This window comes from Virgibacillus doumboii (assembly GCF_902806455.1).
In the GTDB taxonomy this organism is placed as follows: Bacteria; Bacillota; Bacilli; order Bacillales; family Amphibacillaceae; genus Lentibacillus; species Lentibacillus doumboii.
Genome location: NZ_CADCWQ010000001.1, coordinates 1,163,879 through 1,181,475 on the forward strand (window position 1 = coordinate 1,163,879; position 17,597 = coordinate 1,181,475).

The 17,597-nt window shown below is 39.8% G+C and carries 21 protein-coding genes; 11 read left to right on the forward strand and 10 right to left on the reverse strand.

Annotation, left to right across the window (positions count from 1 at the left end):
* The first annotated feature begins 1 nt into the window (after position 1).
* Together G6R02_RS05550 and G6R02_RS05555 are read left to right on the forward strand one after the other, a co-directional pair.
* Complete coding sequence (locus tag G6R02_RS05550) at positions 2-154, forward strand: hypothetical protein (protein ID WP_164668250.1); 153 nt, start codon at positions 2-4, stop codon at positions 152-154.
* 158 nt (positions 155-312) lie between these two features.
* On the forward strand, positions 313-1,692 hold the full coding sequence (locus tag G6R02_RS05555) for a vWA domain-containing protein (RefSeq protein ID WP_164668251.1): 1,380 nt from the start codon (positions 313-315) through the stop codon (positions 1,690-1,692).
* Positions 1,693-1,908: 216 nt separating this feature from the next.
* Here G6R02_RS05555 and tnpC read toward each other — a convergent pair whose 3' ends face one another.
* The 4 genes from tnpC to G6R02_RS05575 all read right to left on the reverse strand — a co-directional run bounded on the left by tnpC (position 1,909) and on the right by G6R02_RS05575 (position 4,615).
* Positions 1,909-3,486, reverse strand: a complete 1,578-nt coding sequence (gene tnpC / locus G6R02_RS05560; RefSeq protein ID WP_164670294.1) for an IS66 family transposase — start codon at positions 3,484-3,486, stop codon at positions 1,909-1,911.
* Positions 3,487-3,553: 67 nt separating this feature from the next.
* Positions 3,554-3,904 (reverse strand): IS66 family insertion sequence element accessory protein TnpB, encoded by a 351-nt coding sequence (gene tnpB, locus G6R02_RS05565; RefSeq protein ID WP_164667671.1) that lies wholly within the window; start codon positions 3,902-3,904, stop codon positions 3,554-3,556.
* On the reverse strand, positions 3,901-4,227 hold the full coding sequence (gene tnpA / locus G6R02_RS05570; RefSeq protein WP_164667672.1) for an IS66 family insertion sequence element accessory protein TnpA: 327 nt from the start codon (positions 4,225-4,227) through the stop codon (positions 3,901-3,903). The genes tnpB and tnpA overlap by 4 nt, the downstream gene beginning before the upstream one ends.
* Positions 4,228-4,345: 118 nt before the next feature.
* A complete protein-coding gene (locus G6R02_RS05575; RefSeq protein ID WP_164668252.1) occupies positions 4,346-4,615 on the reverse strand; it encodes an SAV0927 family protein in 270 nt (89 codons plus the stop codon).
* 90 nt (positions 4,616-4,705) lie between these two features.
* Here G6R02_RS05575 and hepT point away from each other — a divergent pair, with 90 nt between their 5' ends.
* On the forward strand, positions 4,706-5,146 hold the full coding sequence (gene hepT / locus G6R02_RS05580) for a type VII toxin-antitoxin system HepT family RNase toxin (RefSeq protein ID WP_164668253.1): 441 nt from the start codon (positions 4,706-4,708) through the stop codon (positions 5,144-5,146).
* Positions 5,147-5,161: 15 nt separating this feature from the next.
* Positions 5,162-5,932 carry a TIGR01457 family HAD-type hydrolase gene (locus G6R02_RS05585; protein ID WP_164668254.1) on the forward strand — a complete coding sequence of 257 codons (771 nt, stop codon included), beginning with the start codon at positions 5,162-5,164 and terminating at the stop codon, positions 5,930-5,932.
* A gap of 75 nt (positions 5,933-6,007) precedes the next feature.
* On the opposite strand, the gene G6R02_RS05590 is transcribed toward G6R02_RS05585, so the two are convergent.
* Positions 6,008-6,517, reverse strand: a complete 510-nt coding sequence (locus G6R02_RS05590) for a phosphatidylglycerophosphatase A family protein (RefSeq protein WP_164668255.1) — start codon at positions 6,515-6,517, stop codon at positions 6,008-6,010.
* Between the two features lie 87 nt (positions 6,518-6,604).
* Between G6R02_RS05590 and G6R02_RS05595 the strand changes: the two genes are divergently transcribed.
* The gene (locus G6R02_RS05595) at positions 6,605-7,576 is read left to right on the forward strand and encodes a protein kinase family protein (protein WP_164668256.1); all 972 of its coding nucleotides are present in this window, start codon (positions 6,605-6,607) and stop codon (positions 7,574-7,576) included.
* Between the two features lie 23 nt (positions 7,577-7,599).
* Positions 7,600-8,565 carry a 2-hydroxyacid dehydrogenase gene (locus G6R02_RS05600; RefSeq protein ID WP_164668257.1) on the forward strand — a complete coding sequence of 322 codons (966 nt, stop codon included), beginning with the start codon at positions 7,600-7,602 and terminating at the stop codon, positions 8,563-8,565.
* A gap of 44 nt (positions 8,566-8,609) precedes the next feature.
* On the opposite strand, the gene G6R02_RS05605 is transcribed toward G6R02_RS05600, so the two are convergent.
* Positions 8,610-8,834 (reverse strand): NifU family protein, encoded by a 225-nt coding sequence (locus G6R02_RS05605; RefSeq protein WP_129673330.1) that lies wholly within the window; start codon positions 8,832-8,834, stop codon positions 8,610-8,612.
* A 153-nt stretch (positions 8,835-8,987) separates the two neighbouring features.
* Between G6R02_RS05605 and G6R02_RS05610 the strand changes: the two genes are divergently transcribed.
* The 3 genes from G6R02_RS05610 (at position 8,988) to G6R02_RS05620 (ending at position 10,620) form a co-directional block, all read left to right on the forward strand.
* The gene (locus G6R02_RS05610; RefSeq protein ID WP_164668258.1) at positions 8,988-9,314 is read left to right on the forward strand and encodes a YuzD family protein; all 327 of its coding nucleotides are present in this window, start codon (positions 8,988-8,990) and stop codon (positions 9,312-9,314) included.
* A gap of 16 nt (positions 9,315-9,330) precedes the next feature.
* Positions 9,331-10,188, forward strand: a complete 858-nt coding sequence (dapF, locus tag G6R02_RS05615) for a diaminopimelate epimerase (RefSeq protein WP_164668259.1) — start codon at positions 9,331-9,333, stop codon at positions 10,186-10,188.
* 75 nt (positions 10,189-10,263) lie between these two features.
* Complete coding sequence (locus G6R02_RS05620; RefSeq protein WP_164668260.1) at positions 10,264-10,620, forward strand: HesB/IscA family protein; 357 nt, start codon at positions 10,264-10,266, stop codon at positions 10,618-10,620.
* A gap of 105 nt (positions 10,621-10,725) precedes the next feature.
* On the opposite strand, the gene G6R02_RS05625 is transcribed toward G6R02_RS05620, so the two are convergent.
* Positions 10,726-11,709 carry an NAD(P)/FAD-dependent oxidoreductase gene (locus tag G6R02_RS05625; RefSeq protein ID WP_164668261.1) on the reverse strand — a complete coding sequence of 328 codons (984 nt, stop codon included), beginning with the start codon at positions 11,707-11,709 and terminating at the stop codon, positions 10,726-10,728.
* A 283-nt stretch (positions 11,710-11,992) separates the two neighbouring features.
* Between G6R02_RS05625 and G6R02_RS05630 the strand changes: the two genes are divergently transcribed.
* A complete protein-coding gene (locus tag G6R02_RS05630; protein WP_164668262.1) occupies positions 11,993-13,213 on the forward strand; it encodes an NAD(P)/FAD-dependent oxidoreductase in 1,221 nt (406 codons plus the stop codon).
* Between the two features lie 122 nt (positions 13,214-13,335).
* The gene (locus G6R02_RS05635; RefSeq protein ID WP_164668263.1) at positions 13,336-13,647 is read left to right on the forward strand and encodes a YuiB family protein; all 312 of its coding nucleotides are present in this window, start codon (positions 13,336-13,338) and stop codon (positions 13,645-13,647) included.
* 368 nt (positions 13,648-14,015) lie between these two features.
* On the opposite strand, the gene G6R02_RS05640 is transcribed toward G6R02_RS05635, so the two are convergent.
* The 3 genes from G6R02_RS05640 to G6R02_RS05650 are packed head-to-tail and all read right to left on the reverse strand — an operon-like array spanning position 14,016 to position 17,366.
* Positions 14,016-15,236 carry a DUF4129 domain-containing protein gene (locus tag G6R02_RS05640; RefSeq protein WP_164668264.1) on the reverse strand — a complete coding sequence of 407 codons (1,221 nt, stop codon included), beginning with the start codon at positions 15,234-15,236 and terminating at the stop codon, positions 14,016-14,018.
* Positions 15,229-16,416, reverse strand: a complete 1,188-nt coding sequence (locus G6R02_RS05645) for a DUF58 domain-containing protein (RefSeq protein ID WP_164668265.1) — start codon at positions 16,414-16,416, stop codon at positions 15,229-15,231. The genes G6R02_RS05640 and G6R02_RS05645 overlap by 8 nt, the downstream gene beginning before the upstream one ends.
* Positions 16,416-17,366, reverse strand: coding sequence for an AAA family ATPase (locus G6R02_RS05650; RefSeq protein ID WP_164668266.1), 951 nt, complete (start codon positions 17,364-17,366; stop codon positions 16,416-16,418). Before G6R02_RS05650 ends, G6R02_RS05645 begins: the two co-directional genes overlap by 1 nt.
* Between the last annotated feature and the right edge of the window lie 231 nt (positions 17,367-17,597).

Genomic DNA, 17,597 nt, shown 5'->3' on the forward strand with positions numbered 1-17,597 from the left:
TTTGGGTGACAGAATTGAAGAGGAACGACAATTTTTATTTATCATTGTTGTCTTTTTACTGCTCTTAACCGCCTGTTCCAATGAAGTAGGCAGGGAAACTAAAGAAGGAACTGCAAAAGAGGAAAATATAGTAACGAACAATATGAACAGCTAAAACAGGATCTTAAGCAAGTGAAAGAACGCCTGTTGGAAGAAGTAAAAAACGAAACTGACGATTCTTAAGGTTATAGAGTTAGGAGTATCATGTTATTACCGTTTTAGTTTTATATGGCAAATAATCTATTAAAGCGACGTCTGGAGTGGGAGTATACGATGCGCAACGTTTTTATAAGTGTATTTATTATTATGCTAGTTATGCTGGCGGCCTGCAGTGGAGAAGAGAAGCAAAGTTCTGATGCTGCTGAAAAGGAAAAACAGCCTGAGAAGGAAACAGTCGAAGAGGAAGAAACGTTCACACCAAGTGAATTCGAGTACTACGAATTGGAAGAAACGGCACGTCCATTGACTGAACTTGAAAAAGAACTTTTACGTAAACCTGGTAAGTACAGTGGTGATAATTATGATGAAGAAGCGGTGCAAGCTGCAATTGATAAATTACCAGCTGATCTTACAGCAGAACAATATCTCCATGAACTGAAATACTTGCTGGCTGAAGATTTCCATAAAGAAGTGGAGACGTTTGTTAATTTTGATTCACAAGTGACAACGAATGTAAAACGTCCCGATGAAAAGATTAAACAGCCGAAGATGAAATCAACCCATTATGCTATTTTGGTTGATGCCAGTGGCAGTATGTATGCTGATGCCGGTGGAAAAAATCGCTGGGAAGCTGCCAAAGATGCTGTAACTGATTTTGCAGGTGAAATTCCGGAAGAAGCAACAGTTTCTTTAAGAGTATATGGGCATAAAGGAACCGGCAGTGAAGCCGATAAAGAACTGTCCTGCAGCAGCACAGAGAGCATATATAATGATCAGTATAATCAGAAGAAGTTCAAAAAAGTGCTTAATAAGATTAAGCCATCCGGCTGGACTCCGATAGCACTTGCTTTGGAAGAGAGTGCGAAAGATATTCCGGATACAGCTGATGAGGCTGTCGTATATGTTGTGAGTGATGGGATAGGGACGTGTGACCGTGACCCGGTAAAAGCTGCTGAAAAACTGGTTGATAAAGATATTAAGACATCAGTAAATATTATCGGCTTTGATGTCGATAACAAGGCACAAAAACAGTTAAAAGAAGTTGCAAATGCCGGTAATGGTGAATTTGTATATGTTGACTCAGAAAGCCAGTTGGATGAATATATGCGGGAACAATATGAAGAGATTCAAGATGCATGGTATGAATGGAAGCAGGAAGGCAAAGAACAAGCCTATGCACAAAAAGATAAAAAGAAAGAACTCGCCTATGATACAAAAGAAAGCGTAAAAGATAAGGCATATCGCGAAAAGGACCGTTTGAAAAAAGCACAAGAATATTTGGAAGAACGTTTTGACGATGATTACGATCATCCTTCAAGAGACGTTTTTTCATTAGTCATTGATTACGCGAATGAAATATGGAATTATGGCGTGGATACAGGCAATAAGTTGTGGAATGAGAGTGTTGATAGTGGAAATGAAGCTTGGAATGATTATGTAGATGAAGGCAATGAGAAAATAAATGAGGCTATTGATAAGAAAAATGATTATTAACTTTCATATCAGATTTTCGGATGAATAGCCCCAATGTGGATTCTTTTGATAAAAAATAGGTTAACCAGAGTTGCTAGCCTGGAAAGATTGGAAAGAATTTACGGTGATAAATAAATCTATAAATGATAGATTCAATAAGTTTATTGATGAATAACGGGGAAGAGTAAGCGACAAATAAACCCCACCTAGTTTTTAGATGGGGGTTTCTAGTATGCTTTATTTAGATTTATTAGGAACGCGGCATTCTTGAGGGAGGGCTGCTGACCATGGCAGGTATTGAGCCAATTGCTCCTTATCCGTCGTATCCATATTGGGAAGTTCTTCAAACAAATAGCTGAGGTAGTTGAATGGATTTAATCCATTTTCCTTAGCTGTCTCCACAATACTGTAAATAATCGCACTGGATCTTGCTCCTTTTGCGGTATTACTGAAAAGCCAATTTTTCCTACCTAGCACAAAAGGCTTGATGGACCGTTCCGCACGGTTATTATCAATTTCCAGACGACCATCCTCTAAAAAGGCCTCCAAATGTTCCCATTGTTTACGACAATATTTGATTGCTTTGCCTAACGCACTTTTGGGTAGTACACGTGGTGTCTGTTCTTGAAGCCATGCCAAAAAAGCCTCCATTACAGGTTGGCTGCGTTCCAAACGCTGTTTATAGCGTTCTTTTGGACTTACGTCTTTTAATTTACGTTCAATTTCATAAAGTTGATTACAGAAAGCCAAGCCTTCTTTAGCTTTCACAGACGTAGTGGCTGCGGATTCAGGAAGTGCCTGAAGTGCTTCTGTAAATTTACGGCGTGCATGCGCCCAGCATCCAACCAAGGTAACATTGGTTAAGCCGTTGTAGCCAGGGTAACCGTCTACATGCAGATATCCCTTGAAACCTTCCAGGAATCGGCGGGGGTGTTTGCCAGCCCGGGTTTGTTGATAATCATACAAGACGATGGGAACATCGGTATGCCCGGAGCGATACAGCCACATATAGGATTTTGATGTTGCGGGCCGTTCCGGCTCGGATAAAACTTGTAATGTCGTCTCATCCGCGTGGGCCATGTCCAGTTCCAATAACCGGGCATGCATTTCTTTATAAATCAGCTCAAGCCAAGCATTGGCGCCGTACGCTATCCAATTAGCCAGAGTCTGACGTGGTATGGATATACCGAAGCGTTCCAAATGTTTCTCTTGCCGATACAGTGGCATCCCTTCCACATATTTTTGCGTCATGGTATAAGCCATTGCGGACGGGGAGGCCAAACTACCGGGAAAAACAGGCTCTGGCATTTTCGCTGTCACAATTGGTGTTTCAATTTCATAGCGTTCACAGTGGCGACAGCTGTACACGTGGCGCACGTGCTCCACAACTTTCACTTGTGCAGGAATAACCTTTAATTCTTTGCGCACTTCCTTGCTCATATCGTGCAATGCACCGCCGCAACACGAACAGAACTGTTCCTCATCGGATAAACAATATTCAATCGTTTCCGTAGGCAGGTTTTCAAGCTTTTGTTCGCGCTGTCCACGCTGTTTCTTGCGTTTATATGTAATCGTCTCAACAGTTGGTTCTTCAACTGTTGAATCAGCTGTGGTCTCTGCTTCATTGAAAAGCGAAAGCTGGTTCGAGTCGGTCTTCTCACTGGAAGATCCGAATCTGCGTTGTTGGCTCAAACGAAATTGTTCTTGGTACCATTTTAATTCCGCCTCCAACGCTTCATTTTCCATCTCAAGCTTTTCCGTACGCGCTTTAAAATATTCAATTGATTCGTTTGATGTATGCGCTGTATTTTCCATACGACAAGTATACGAAAAAGAATCCGACTTGCCTAGTCGAATTCCCATATTTCCATATTTCAAATTTTTATAGAATGGTACGTGCTTTGACTTCCCGGTGTGCCTGCTTTTGTTCAATGGATAAACCATCCAGTAGCCAACGAAGTTGGCGCGGGGTAATATTCATTGGCGCCGTCTCCTTTTCGGATGGCCAATGGAACGTGCCTCTTTCCAAACGCCGGTAATGCAACCAAAACCCATTATTCTCCCATTGCAGAATCTTTAGCTTATCGCGTTTTCGATTACAAAACACGAACAGGCTGGGGGAAAAGGGGTCAAGGTCAAAGCATTCTTTTACAATCACTGCCAACCCGTCAATGGATTTACGTAGATCCGTGCTGCCGCGAGCCAGATATACACGATCAAATTGAAAGTTCATCCGTTTTGGTTCTGCAAGATATGTATGACATCGGACAATAATTGGACATTTGCTCCCGGCCGCACTTCAACAGAAATGGTATCAACATGAATAAAGATGGGTCCCTGGTCTTCAGCGTAATCGTCCACTTGAACAGTAAGCCACTGCGTTTCCGTTGTCTCCGTTTCTGGAGAAATGACATCTCTTTCAAACCGTTGAACCCAATAATACATTTGGTGGACCTTAATTTCTTGGTCTCGACACCATTCAGCAATGCTTTGCCCGCTTTCTTTCCAGTCGTCATAGCGCGCTTTCCATTCTATTCTTTTGTCTTTCAGGGTCATTGCATAACCTCCCGAATTAATTTCTAAGAAGATTATCGCATGGTAACCCTGTGATTAAAACGTGTATTCTATTTGTCGCTTACGGGGAAGATGCCAAGCTGGCATCTTCCCATTTCTATTACAATATCTCCCCCAAAAATTCCCTGATCTCTTCTGCCTCCATTTCCGTTTCATGGAAAACATGCTCGATTTCGCCTTCTTTTTCAAGGTCGTCCTTTCCGAGAAAGGCAAAGCGGTTTTTCTGCAGGTAGATGACAACATGATTGGACGAATCTTCCTCGTGCTGCATTATGGCGAAGTCGTATCGTTGCAGGTCTCCTTTGAAACTTATGTAACGGACATCTTTTGTGCGCGTCTCATCTTTCAGTATGTCAAATTTCCCATTCATCTTTCTTCACTCCATGTTGTTTTGTTTTACTATAACATGATTCGCTTCTTATGATATAGTTAAATGAGCAAGATATTCGGAGGGTGAAAAATGTATTTTGTTGATCGAAAAAAGATTGAAGAAACACTTGATTATATGAATGAACTGCTTGCTGAGGCGAAAAAGCACAAGTTCAGTTCTTTTATGGAAAAACTCTACCTGGAACGTACGGTACATATGATTATTGAGTCAATGCTTGATGTTGGGAATATGATGATTGACGGGTTCATCATGCGTGACCCGGGAAGTTATGAAGATATTATTGATATTCTGGTTGATGAAAAAGTCGTGCCGGAAAGCCATGATAAGGGACTGAAGGCAGTTATTTTATTGCGTAAGCATCTGGTTAAAGAATACATGTCAGTTGATCATGAGCTGCTTGAAAAAACGTTGCAGGATAACTTGCAAAAATTAATGGAATTCAGTTCTTATGTCAGAAAATATCTGGACAATGATCTTGGGGTTGCCAACGCATTTATAAAGAACGATTAGAAAGAGGTACTGCTGTTGAAGAAATATAATGCATACTTAATCGACTTGGATGGAACGATGTATCTTGGAAATGAAGTAATCGATGATGCCGCGGATTTTGTGGACAAACTCAACAATCGCGGTATCCAGTATTTATTTTTGACAAATAATTCGTCAAAAACGCAAGCACAGGTTTCTGCCAAGCTTGTAAATATGGGCATCCATTCGACACCAAAGCAAGTATTTACAACAAGCATGGCTACAGCAAAGTATATTAAACAGCAAAAGAATCACGCCCGCTGTTATGTTATTGGTGAAGAGGGATTGTTTGATGCTTTGGAGAATGAAGGTCATATCATTACCGATACTGACTGTGACTTTGTTGTGGTTGGTATTGATCGGGAAATCAACTATGAAAAGTTGTCTAAAGCATGTCTGGCCGTTCGAAATGGGGCTGTGTTTATTTCCACAAACGCCGATGTGGCAATTCCGACTGAACGCGGACTTGAGCCGGGTAATGGTTCCCTTACATCGGTTATTTCCGTAAGTACCGGGAAACAGCCGGTTTTTATTGGTAAGCCTGAAACGATTATCATGGAACAAGCACTTGCTCAGCTGGGCACTTCCAAAAACGAAACACTGATGGTAGGGGATAATTATTATACGGACATGCTTGCCGGGATAAATGCAGGAGTGGATACATTAATGGTGTTTACCGGTGTTACACCGTTTGATGATTATGCCACTTTTGAAAAGAAACCTTCTTACTATGTAAAAAGTTTAACGGAATGGATGGAGAAGATGTAGAAAACTGCTCGATTTGCGGCAGTTTTTTACATCAGCCCGAGCACGGAAACATCAGCCCGAGCACGGAAACATCATTCAGTCATCCAACTGGTCATCAGCATGGGCATGTGCCAAACGGCTTGATGCAGCGGCAGCAATTGCCCCGACAATATCGTCAAGGAAAGTGTGACATTCCCCGGTAGATTTATCATTCAAATGCTTTAAAATTCCCGGTTTTTGTTTGTCAATATAACCATAATTGGTAAATCCAATTGAACCATATACATTCACAATCGAAAATGCAACAATCTCATCTATTCCATATAAACTTTCATCTGTTTCAATCGTCTTTTGCAGTGGTTGATCAAGCAATTTCTGTTCGGCAAGTTTATCCAGTTGAATCCCGGTTAAGATTGCATTTTGAACTTCTCGTTTTCTTAACACCTGATCCACATTGTGCAGGCAGTCATCCATACTGAGGTTGTCATGGTATTTTGATTGCAGGTAGTAGACAAGTTCTGCAATATCCTCCAAATTAACACCACGCTGCTGCAGCCACTCTCTAGCTTTTAACTCTAATTCACTTTGATTTGTATTGTCATTCATTCATATCACCTATTCTTTCAAAAATTGTTAAGAAATCTTCTTTTTAAACATACATTAAAGTAAGTAGTGATAAAGGGGGAAGTTTGATTGAAGGATTTACTTTCAGCGTATTACGGCATATATGCAGATGGAAGCACCATATGGAATGGAATGGAAGCACTCAAGCAGGGTAATTATTTATATTTTACCATTTCTGCAGAACATAAGGAAATTATACATATGGAACAGGCGGCTCTTGCATATTACCTGTACGAAAATAACTGCCCGCAAGTTGCAATTCCTGTCCCAAACAGCCAGGGTGACTGGTTTACTGACTACCTTAACAAAACATATTGTGTACTCCGATTAAAAAACACTTCATCGGATACAGGTTTGGCGCAAGGTGAAACATTGGCCCAATTTCACCAGCTTGGTTCCAGGTTTAATTATGAACCTCAGGAAATTTCAAGCTATGGACAGTGGAAGCAATTATGGATTGAAAAGTTAACCGCTTTTGAAAAACAAATTGAGGTCGAGGCGGCTGAGTATCCGAACTCTTATTACAGATTGCTGATGGATGTCTTGCCTTACGTAATTGGTATTAGTGAAAATGCAATTCAATATATGCAGGAAAGTGAACACGAATCACGGTTTCATCAAGTTGACCAGGGTACGATTGCCTTCAGAAGATATGGCGGGAATATGCGGGATTCTGTTATCTGGACGACTGATTTAGTATATGATCACCCGGCGAGGGATCTTGCAGAGCACATCCGGCATAAATTATTGCTTCGGGATAATCCCATGCAGGAGATTCGTGAATTTTTGGATGCATACCAACAAGTTCGCCAATTATCTGTGTTCAGCTGGCGATTGTTATATGCAAGACTAATGTATCCGATTCACTTGTTTGACATCATTGAACGGGGTTTTTCTGAAAAAGAACATGATAAGCTATACCAAGAGTTGGCAGATAAACTTGAAATGCAGACAATTTATGAGAAAAGACTATCATTACTCTTCGAATATGCAGGGGTCGACAGTGAAGGATTACAAATTCCTGTGTTACACTGGATATAAGCTTATTTGATGGAGTTGATAGGATGGGAAAACCAGTTATTTATATTACACGAAAAATTCCGGATGATATCCTTCAGCCTTATCAGGACTCGTTTAATTTCCGTATGTGGGCGGGTGTTGATGTTCCTGTGCCAAGGGACGTACTATTACGTGAGGCTGCTTCTGCGGATGGGATCCTATGTTTGTTGACGGAAAAAGTAAACCGTGAAGTTTTCGCTGCTGCCAACAATCTGAAAATAGTTGCGAATATGGCAGTTGGCTATGACAATATTGATGTGGACGCAGCACGTGAACATAATGTTGTTGTCACAAATACACCTGATGTCTTAACCGAGACGACAGCAGATTTAACATTTGCCCTGTTAATGGCTGCAGCCCGCCGGATTGTGGAAGCTGAAAAGTATATTTCAGATGACAGGTGGAAGCATTGGTCGCCTTACTTATTGGCTGGGTCTGATGTGCATGGCAAGAAAATCGGGATTGTTGGTATGGGCCGAATCGGGGAAGCAGTTGCGAGACGTGCAAAAGGATTCGGTATGACTATTTTATATCATAATCGTTCACGAAAGAATCAGACAGAACAGGAGCTTGGTGTGTTTTATACTGAGTTTGAGGAGCTTTTGAATAAAGCTGATTATGTTGTTTCTTTGGTACCAATGACAGATGAGACGAAAAAGATGTTTGATCGTAAGGCGTTCCAGAAGATGAAGTCCACAGCTATTTTTATTAATGTATCACGCGGCGGGGTAGTTGATGAAGGTGCATTACATGATGCGTTAACAGAAAATGAGATTCGCGGTGCCGGCTTGGATGTTTTTGAGAATGAGCCAATTGCAGCTGACCATCCATTGCTTCAAATGCAAAATGTTGTTTGTTTGCCACATATTGGATCAGCGAGTATTGAAACCCGAACAAAAATGCTCAAGTTGTGTCTGGATAATTTGGCAGCTGTTTTTGATGGGGATGATCCGATTACACCTGTAACATAAAAAGGGCAGACACGATTATGTCTGCCCTCACATTTATATATGTTTTAAAATACCTGCTCAATTTCTGTTACACCTGGAACTTCAGCCATTAATGCACGTTCGATTCCAGCTTTCAATGTGATTGTAGAACTTGGACAGTTTCCACAGGCACCCATGAGACGAAGAAGTACAATGCCATCATCATCAACATCAATTAGCTCCACATCTCCACCATCGCGAAGTAAAAATGGACGTAATTTGTTTAATACTTCCTGTACTTGCTCTTGCATTATCCATCTTCTCCTTTCTATGTATCATTATAAAACGAATTAGAGAAAAAATCCATCCGAAATTTTAAAGAACTATATAATAGATACTTTTATTTTATCTTTAATCAAAGTTTTTGTAAAATAAAAGTAACTAAGATTGTGGAGGTTAAATAAGTGGGGAAAAATATTTTGATAACCGTTTATGGAGCAGAGCAGATTTGTGCCAGCTGTGTTGGTGCACCTGGTTCAAAGGACACATATGAATGGCTGCAGGCTGCTATTGGAAGAAAATATATTGATGATGGAATAGCGTATGAGTATATTGATATAGACCAGCCACAGGAAGTAGAGAAGCATCAACAGTTTGTGGAACGGATTTTTGATGAAGATTTATTTTATCCAATCGTTTTTGTTGATGAAGCAATGGTTGCGGAAGGCATTCCGAGACTTAAAACAATTTATAAGGAATTGGATAAACATGGAGTGGAGCTGCAGTCATAAGGAATGGGGTTACGAGATGGAAATACCGTTTACGAAAATGCATGGACTTGGAAACAATTATATATATATTGATTTATTCAACTTTGATATTGCGGAAGAACATTTGAGTGGATTGGCCCGTAACGTTTCAAATGTTAATACCGGAATTGGGTCAGACGGGATGATCCTGATTCAACCGAGTAAAGCGGCGGATGTTGGTATGCGGATATTTAACAGTGACGGATCTGAAGCGAAGAGCTGTGGAAATGGCCTGCGTTGTGTCGCAAAATATGCATACGAACAGGGTCTTGTTTCAGGTGAACATTTTCATATTGAAACAATTGTCAACATCGTCGAGGCAGAAGTGAAGACAGAATCCGGCGTTGTACAGGAGGTTACCATCAATATGGGACAGCCAGTATTGGAACGGTCATTGATTCCGATGCAGGGGGCTGATGTGCCTGAAGTTATTGCTGAACCGTTTATTGTTGGTGATCAGCAATTAAATGTGACTGCTGTTTCGATGGGGAATCCGCATGCTGTTTTTTTCGTGGATTCAATTAACGATGCACCATTGTATGAACTTGGTCCAGTTATTGAAAAAGATCAGCGTTTTCCAGATGGCGTAAATGTTGAGTTTATTGAAACAGTTTCCCGAAATGAGTTGAATTTTCGGGTTTGGGAGCGCGGATCAGGGATAACACAAGCGTGTGGCACGGGTGCATGTGCATCCGTCGTAGCGGCCGTATTAAATGAGAAAGCAAAGCGGGATGAAGATATCACCGTTCATTTAAGCGGAGGTGACCTTACCATTAAGTGGGATAATTTTGGAGATGTATGGATGACCGGTGGGGCAGAGGTCATCGCAACCGGGACTTATTTATATGAAGTTTAAACAGTTGAAGAGTTAAGGTACAGTTTGTATACTAGAAGGTAACGATATTTACTTAACCGTCGAGGAGGGCGTAACATGGTATTAACAATTACGGATAAAGCTGCAGGCCAAGTAAAGGAAATGATGCAGGAAGAAGAAGCAGGTGTCCGTTTACGTTTTGGAATACAAGGTGGCGGATGCAGTGGACTATCGTATCAATTAGGTTTTGATCATGATGTTAATGAGGAACTGGATATGGTTGATGAAATTAACGGTATTCCAGTATCTATATTCAAACAGGATATTCCGATTATTGAAGGAACAACGATTGATTTTAAGCAGAACATGATGGGCGGCGGATTCGCAATCGATAATCCGAATGCCATCGTTTCCTGTGGCTGCGGCTCTTCATTTAAAGCGAAGGAACGTGCGGGTTCACCGGAAAAATGCTAATAGAATGTAAACCAGAGCGCTGCATTTGGCACTCTGGTTTTTTAGTTTAGGGAAGGGTATTATTAAAAAAAACCCGAGCACTTCCTATATAAGTGCTCGAGCTGATTAAAACATACTTGTTGAATGTTTTGGCTGTATACGGGCTTTCGGATCGATGTATTGCTTCGCGTTGTTAATCGCTGTTGGCCCTTCACCGAACCCGGTGGCAATCAGTTTTACTTTCCCCGGATAAGTGGTAATGTCGCCTGCTGCATAGATGCCGGGGATATTGGTTTCCATTTTCGTGTTAACTACAATGCTGTTCTTTTCAATTTCCAATCCCCAGTCTTTGATTGGCCCTAATGTTGAAACAAAACCATAATTACATAGGACAGAATCAACGTCAATTTCCATTGTTTTATCGCCTTTTACCTCTTCCAGTGTTACTTTTTCTATTCGATCCGTTCCACTGATTTCTTTTGGAACAAATGGTGTCAAAATATCAACAGTAGAATTATAAAGTTTTTCCACGCTGTGTTCGTGTGCCCTGAAATTGTCACGGCGATGGACCAGGCTTACTTTCTTTGCAATTGGCTCAAGCATAAGTGCCCAGTCAACTGCGGAATCCCCGCCGCCCAGGAGCACGACGTTTTGATCTTTATATTGATTCATGTCCTTCACGTGGTAATGCAAATTCACACCCTCGAATTTATCAGCATTATCAACTTTCAGACGGCGCGGCTGAAATGCACCATTACCTGCTGTAATAATAATTGTTTTGGAATAATGTACTTCTTTATCCGTAATTATTTTAAATGTATCATCATCCAAACGTACGACTTCATTAATTGCTTGTTCCAGAACAATCGATGGATCAAACATTTTGGCCTGTTCTTCCAGATTGTCCACCAGTTCCTGTGCGCGTATCTTAGGAAAACCTGCAACATCATATATATCTTTCTCCGGATAAAGGGCTGTCAGCTGCCCGCCGGTATGTGGTAAACTTTCAATTATCTTAACGCTTGCCTGCCGCATCCCACCGTAAAATGCAGTGAATAAGCCGGCAGGACCAGCGCCGACAATCGTTACATCATATATTTTATCTGACATGGATTTATTTCCCCCATTTATCATTGTCGTTTCAACACCATTCCTATAGTATCATAAACAAACAGTATATGTGTATTGATTCACATACTATTAAATTAACAGGAAAAATAGGGTTGAAAATAGTAGTTATAACGTCTAATATATATATAGATATTTATATTACAGTTGTGTGACAAATTTTACAAAGCTGAAATCAACTCTTTTTTTATGCTCTTTTACGCGAATATTGTCACATAATGTAAAATAATCTTCAGGAAACTACGCAGATGGAAGTGATGAAACGATGAACAAACCTAACATCGTGATACTCGGTGCTGGTTATGGGGGAATGATGACGACTGTTAAGTTACAGAAGTCATTAAATATAAATCATGCTACGATAACATTAGTTAATAAACATGATTATCATTATCAAACGACTTGGCTTCATGAAAATGCAGCAGGTACACTGCATCAAGATCGGACTCGGATTCCAATTAAAGATGTTGTTAATATGAACAAGGTAAACTTTGTGGAGGATACGGTTGTTTCGATTAAACCTGAGGAGAAAAAGGTTAAATTGGAAAACGGTGAATTGGATTACGATATACTTGTTATCGGTCTTGGATTTGAGGCAGCAACATTTGGAATTCCGGGACTTGAGGAACATGCATTTACCATTGGTAATATTAATAGTTCCCGGCTTATCAGGGAGCATATTGAATATAACTTTGCAAAATACAATAATGAGGAAGAAAAAAATCAGGGACGTCTCAACATCGTTGTCGGTGGCGGAGGGTTCACCGGTGTAGAGTTTGTTGGTGAACTGGCAAACCGCATTCCTGAACTCTGTAAAGAATATGATATTGATAAAGCACTTGTACGTATTATTAACATAGAAGGCTCACCGACTGTTTTATCAGGTTTTGATTCACAACTGGTGGAATATGCAATGAATTCTCTGGAATCTCGTGGTGTTGAATTTATCACAGGCGCCATGCTGAAGGAATGTAAACCGGAAAGTATTGTTTATGAAAAAGATGGCAAACAGGAAGAAATACTGGCGTTTACGACTGTTTGGGCCGCTGGTGTGCGGGCGAATTCCATTGTTGAAGCATCAGGCTTTGAAACAAATCGCGGTAAAATTGAAGTTCGCAGTGATATGCGTTCACCGGAATATGATGATGTGTTTGTGATCGGTGATTGTGCTCTAGTTATGAATGAAGAAACCGGCAAACCTTTTCCACCAACAGCACAAATTGCTATTCAGGAGTCTTCCACCGTTGCACATAATGTAAAAGTATTAGTCGAAGGACACGATGAACTGGAAGCTTTTGAACCGAATATTCTTGGCACCGTTGCATCGCTCGGAAATTCAGATGCCATTGGTGTTGTTCTTGGGGATCATAAATTATACGGCTGGCGGGCAACCGTTATGAAAAAAGTCATCGATAACCGTTATCTTTTAAAACTGGGTGGATTTGGCCTGTTAACGAGAAAAGGTAAATTTAATATTTTTTACTAAAATGAAACTGAAGCAAAGGCAAAATTGCTGCCTTTGCTTTTTTTGCAGTTTATAATAAAATGGATTTTGTACATATATAGCTTTTGCGTTTTCGGTAAGCTTGAGCGAGGGGAGATACAACGTTGATACAATTAATTGTTTCGATTATATTATTTTTTGTAATATTTTTTGGGTTGGCATTTATTTTGAATATGCTGTTAAGGCGTACTTGGTTGATGGCCTTTATTTATCCGTTTATCATACTAATGATTGTTGATGATATATCGACACTTGAATATTTTAATGATCCGGGTGGTTCATTTTCAACAGCTTTTTCCAAATTAATAGATATAACCGTCGTTGACATTAGTATTCTTACGGCTGGATTTATCGGTACGATTGTTTCAGGGTTTGTTATTAAATTCCTGCGTAAGAGCGGGTATCAGATGTTTTAAATACATTGATCGAAGGAATGAAGCAGCAGGGGAATTCCAGAAGAATTTCCTTGTTTTTTTGTTATGAACTATCGTTATGAGTACCTGAATGAAATAAAATAGCTGTCGAAAGGTCACTCATCAGTGTTATGAGTGACCGAACGAGATCAAAAAGCAGTTGAAAGGTAACTCATTGGTGGTATGAGTGCCCTAAAGAAGAAAAAATCCAGCGAAAGGTCATTTATCAGGAGTATGAACGACCGAACGATATAAAAAGGAGTATAAAAGGTCATTCATTCAATTTTCGTAACAAAAGTAACTAGCATGTGAATTTCACATGCTGGTTACTGTGTTTATAAGACAACTTCTATATTTATTTAACACTAAATTTACCGATTATCTATTCGTTCCATCAATTCATCCAGTAATTCAAAGCATTGTTCTTTTTCTGCTTGAGTTAATTCCTTATCCCCATACCTGACTTTCTGATATAAATCAAGATGACCTGGATTGATATCCAAACGGGCGAACCAGTCCTCAATTGTTTCTGACGATTTTCTCCCCAGTCCCTTATCGTAAGCCTTCTGTTCGAATTTAAGTACTTTTTTTCGAATGGGGTTATTGGACCTTGTGAAAAACGATGGCTTTCTGGAATTATTATATATTTCTGTTGAACCTTGAAGAGGAGTAACTGAAACAGTGCTGCCGCTGCTGTCGTGCTGCTCGGGTAAATTCACATCAGCAAATTTTTTCCGATAAAGAAATACTGCAATAAGTAAGACTGCTACTATAGCAAAAGATATTGTCCACCAATTCATAACTTCAGTGCCGTCTGAAGTGTAGCTGTCTGCGGGAACCAGTTCACTTGCGTTTTCCATGTTTTCAAAATAGGTGTTGGATACTTGTTCAAATGCATCCTCGTTAACCAATTCCATTAAAAAGCTCAAATCAATTCCCAACCAGTCGCCAATATCGACAATACCAAACACCATATTTTTAAACAGCACGCCAACTCCTGCCATAGTAAATCCAACAAGTCCGGAGAGGAGTGGATAAATCCCATAAACAAGCCCTCCGACAGCTAAAGTCACTATACCAAACGTACCCAGAGTTATGTTTGTTCGCATCTGGTTATTGTTCATCCCATCATAAGTCAGCAGTTGGAACCAATAACCAACAACAATGGTAATAACTTGAACGATAGCTATCCAAATCAGGTTTGGATGGTTGAAAAAAATAACGCCAAGAAACAGAAGTATAATAGTCAAAGTCAGTACCGTCATTTGGTTATCAGATGGACCGTATATATTCATATGAGCGTTTCGCCAGGTCATTAATGCAAGCCATAATACAATGCCGGGAACCGGAAAGTCAAAAATAAAATACATGAACGCTGCCGTTACAGCAATAACAGGTATGTAAATGACGTAGTTCTTTGCTATAATTAAACTCACTTCAAATAAAATTATACTGAGCACGGTGAACAGTATATAATTCCAAAACGGGTAAGGGTACTGCGTTAGTGCAAAAACCGGAATGAGTATAAAGTAAAACAGAATCGATTCAGAAAATAATTGCGTGTACTTGCTGATACGATTATTATTAACCATACAGATCTTTTCCTTTTGCAATAGGATTTATATACGAATCATCGACATGAAAGATACGGTGACCCTGGCTGAGCAATTTTTCGATGTAGTAATTATGGTTTTCATCATGTTCACCAACAAATATCATCATGCGCGGCTGAAAATGTGATTGCTGAAGTTGGTAAAGCATATTTGTAAACGGATAGACAACAAATCTGTTCTCAATTCGTGTTAATAAACTCAGTATTTTTTTCAGGTGATTGATGTTGCGGCCATCAGGCAAATGGACAGGACCGTTTTCATTCACATAAATTTCAACTTGATTGCCCATTTCTATAAGGCTGCGGCATATGTACGCTGTTTTGGATAAAAGCTCCTCCAGTTCCGGGTTGATGTATGTATTTCCCAACCGGCTTTTTTTCGAAATGTTAACAACGATCGACCAGGCAATATAACGGTTCCGTTCATACGTTTTTGTCTGCAGCGTTTGCATTTTTGCGCTTGCTTTCCAATGAATACGGCGAAATGGATCGGAAGTTACATAATCCCTTGTACCCAATGGCTGAAGCCTGTCCTCAAATGGAGAATTAATGGCAAAATCCTCACCGAAATTTAAGCTCGTAACTTCCTCTGCACTCTTCACCGCTTGAAGTATTGGATAAACGATCATTTCAACATTATGGTATACCGTATAATCGAGTGTAAATTTCTCAAAGTTTAACAGGTTTGGAAAGCTAAAATGAATTTGTTTGATACGTCCGGCTCCTCGACTTAAAGCCTTAAATGGGATGGTGACAGCTATTTTACTTTTTCCAGGAAGTGAAACAGGTATTCGGTATTCATTTTCTTCCCGCCCTGCAATGTACAAATAATCTTCATTAATTATGTGATTTTTTACTGACAATGATAAATAACCATTTAAGTAAGGAATCAGTGAATTATTTTTAATCGTGAGTTTTAAATCCATTGATTCATCGGGAAATGCCCTGATGGATTGATTCGGCATTGTCAGGATTAAATTCCGGCCGACATGACGATTATACAAATACAGACCAAGCAGATAAACACTAATTATACCAATAAATAAAAATGCAAGTGCGCGGTCAAGATACAAAGATGCAACTGCCATCAAAATAATTAGTGCCAGGATAATTTCATGCTCAAGCTTTTTTTCTGAAGTTAATTCTTTTTTCCATTGCATTATCGAACTGTCTCCGCTTCTACAGGTACATCGACAGATTCAATAACTTCCTGCACAACTTCGGATTTCTCATGCCGGATTGATCCTTCCATAGAAAGAATTACCCGGTGCGTGAACACGTACTGGGCAATTGGCTTGATATCCTGCGGTTTAACAAAGTCACGTCCGTTAATAAAAGCACGTGCCTGTGCAGCATGCATTAATGCTAACGCTGCCCGGGAACTGACCCCAAGTTCAATATCTTTGTGTTCACGTGTTTTACGGACTAGTTTCAGCAAATAATCCAAAACAACGTCTGATATATTTACTTGCTGCACTTCCTGCTGTAAGGAAACAATATCATCCATTGTCAAAATCGAACTGACATCATCTAACGGATCACTGGTACGCTGATTCAATAAAATATCTTTTTCCTGTTCAAAGGCAGGGTAATCCATTTTTATCTTCATTAGAAAACGATCAAGTTGTGCTTCCGGTAATGGAAAAGTTCCCTGGTTGGACTCGATTGGATTTTGAGTGGCAATCACCAAAAAAGGTGATGGTATTTTTACTGTTGTTCCATCAATGGTTGTTTGCTGTTCTTCCATTACTTCAAGAAGACTTGACTGTGTTCGTGGTGTTGCCCGGTTAATCTCATCAGCAAGTAAAATGTTTGTTTTGACAGGACCGACCATCATTTCAAATTCCTGTGTTTTCGGATTGAAAAAACGGATTCCGGTAACATCGCTGGGAAGAACGTCAGGTGTAAACTGAATACGGCTGAACTGTCCATCGATAACTTTGGCAAATGTCCTGGCCAGTTTTGTCTTTCCTGATCCAGGTACACTTTCGAGAATGACATGTCCTTTGCTGAGTAGTGCAGTGAACAGTAAGTCAATAACCTCGTTTTGACCTACGATTACCTGATTTATTGTTTCTTTCGCTTGTTTGAGTTTTTGAAATGCATCCATTTATGTTCCCCTTTCTATCTCTAAAGCCATGTTATCAGTGTAATACAAATAACATATGATTTCTATATAATTAAATAAAACATTCAGAAATTTTTGCTTATAAACTAAATTATTTTATTCTTAAAGTATATATAAAAAATAGTTGGTAACACTGTCCATGTAGGTAGTCATTTTTTAGATTAACAGTTAATCAAGGCAATCAATGCCTAACTGTTGCATAAAAATTAGGAC

What these genes read in the sequence shown, in the direction of transcription:
- tnpC (WP_164670294.1), bottom strand. Translation starts at nt 3,486, where the DNA reads ATGGAAAATACAGCGCATACATCAAACGAATCAATTGAATATTTTAAA.
- tnpA (WP_164667672.1), bottom strand. Translation starts at nt 4,227, where the DNA reads ATGACCCTGAAAGACAAAAGAATAGAATGGAAAGCGCGCTATGACGAC.
- G6R02_RS05630 (WP_164668262.1), top strand. Translation starts at nt 11,993, where the DNA reads ATGAACAAACCTAACATCGTGATACTCGGTGCTGGTTATGGGGGAATG.
- tnpB (WP_164667671.1), bottom strand. Translation starts at nt 3,904, where the DNA reads ATGAACTTTCAATTTGATCGTGTATATCTGGCTCGCGGCAGCACGGAT.
- G6R02_RS05575 (WP_164668252.1), bottom strand. Translation starts at nt 4,615, where the DNA reads ATGAATGGGAAATTTGACATACTGAAAGATGAGACGCGCACAAAAGAT.
- hepT (WP_164668253.1), top strand. Translation starts at nt 4,706, where the DNA reads ATGTATTTTGTTGATCGAAAAAAGATTGAAGAAACACTTGATTATATG.
- dapF (WP_164668259.1), top strand. Translation starts at nt 9,331, where the DNA reads ATGGAAATACCGTTTACGAAAATGCATGGACTTGGAAACAATTATATA.
- G6R02_RS05645 (WP_164668265.1), bottom strand. Translation starts at nt 16,416, where the DNA reads ATGCAATGGAAAAAAGAATTAACTTCAGAAAAAAAGCTTGAGCATGAA.
- G6R02_RS05620 (WP_164668260.1), top strand. Translation starts at nt 10,264, where the DNA reads ATGGTATTAACAATTACGGATAAAGCTGCAGGCCAAGTAAAGGAAATG.
- G6R02_RS05640 (WP_164668264.1), bottom strand. Translation starts at nt 15,236, where the DNA reads ATGGTTAATAATAATCGTATCAGCAAGTACACGCAATTATTTTCTGAA.
- G6R02_RS05625 (WP_164668261.1), bottom strand. Translation starts at nt 11,709, where the DNA reads ATGTCAGATAAAATATATGATGTAACGATTGTCGGCGCTGGTCCTGCC.
- G6R02_RS05605 (WP_129673330.1), bottom strand. Translation starts at nt 8,834, where the DNA reads ATGCAAGAGCAAGTACAGGAAGTATTAAACAAATTACGTCCATTTTTA.
- G6R02_RS05555 (WP_164668251.1), top strand. Translation starts at nt 313, where the DNA reads ATGCGCAACGTTTTTATAAGTGTATTTATTATTATGCTAGTTATGCTG.
- G6R02_RS05650 (WP_164668266.1), bottom strand. Translation starts at nt 17,366, where the DNA reads ATGGATGCATTTCAAAAACTCAAACAAGCGAAAGAAACAATAAATCAG.
- G6R02_RS05600 (WP_164668257.1), top strand. Translation starts at nt 7,600, where the DNA reads ATGGGAAAACCAGTTATTTATATTACACGAAAAATTCCGGATGATATC.
- G6R02_RS05590 (WP_164668255.1), bottom strand. Translation starts at nt 6,517, where the DNA reads ATGAATGACAATACAAATCAAAGTGAATTAGAGTTAAAAGCTAGAGAG.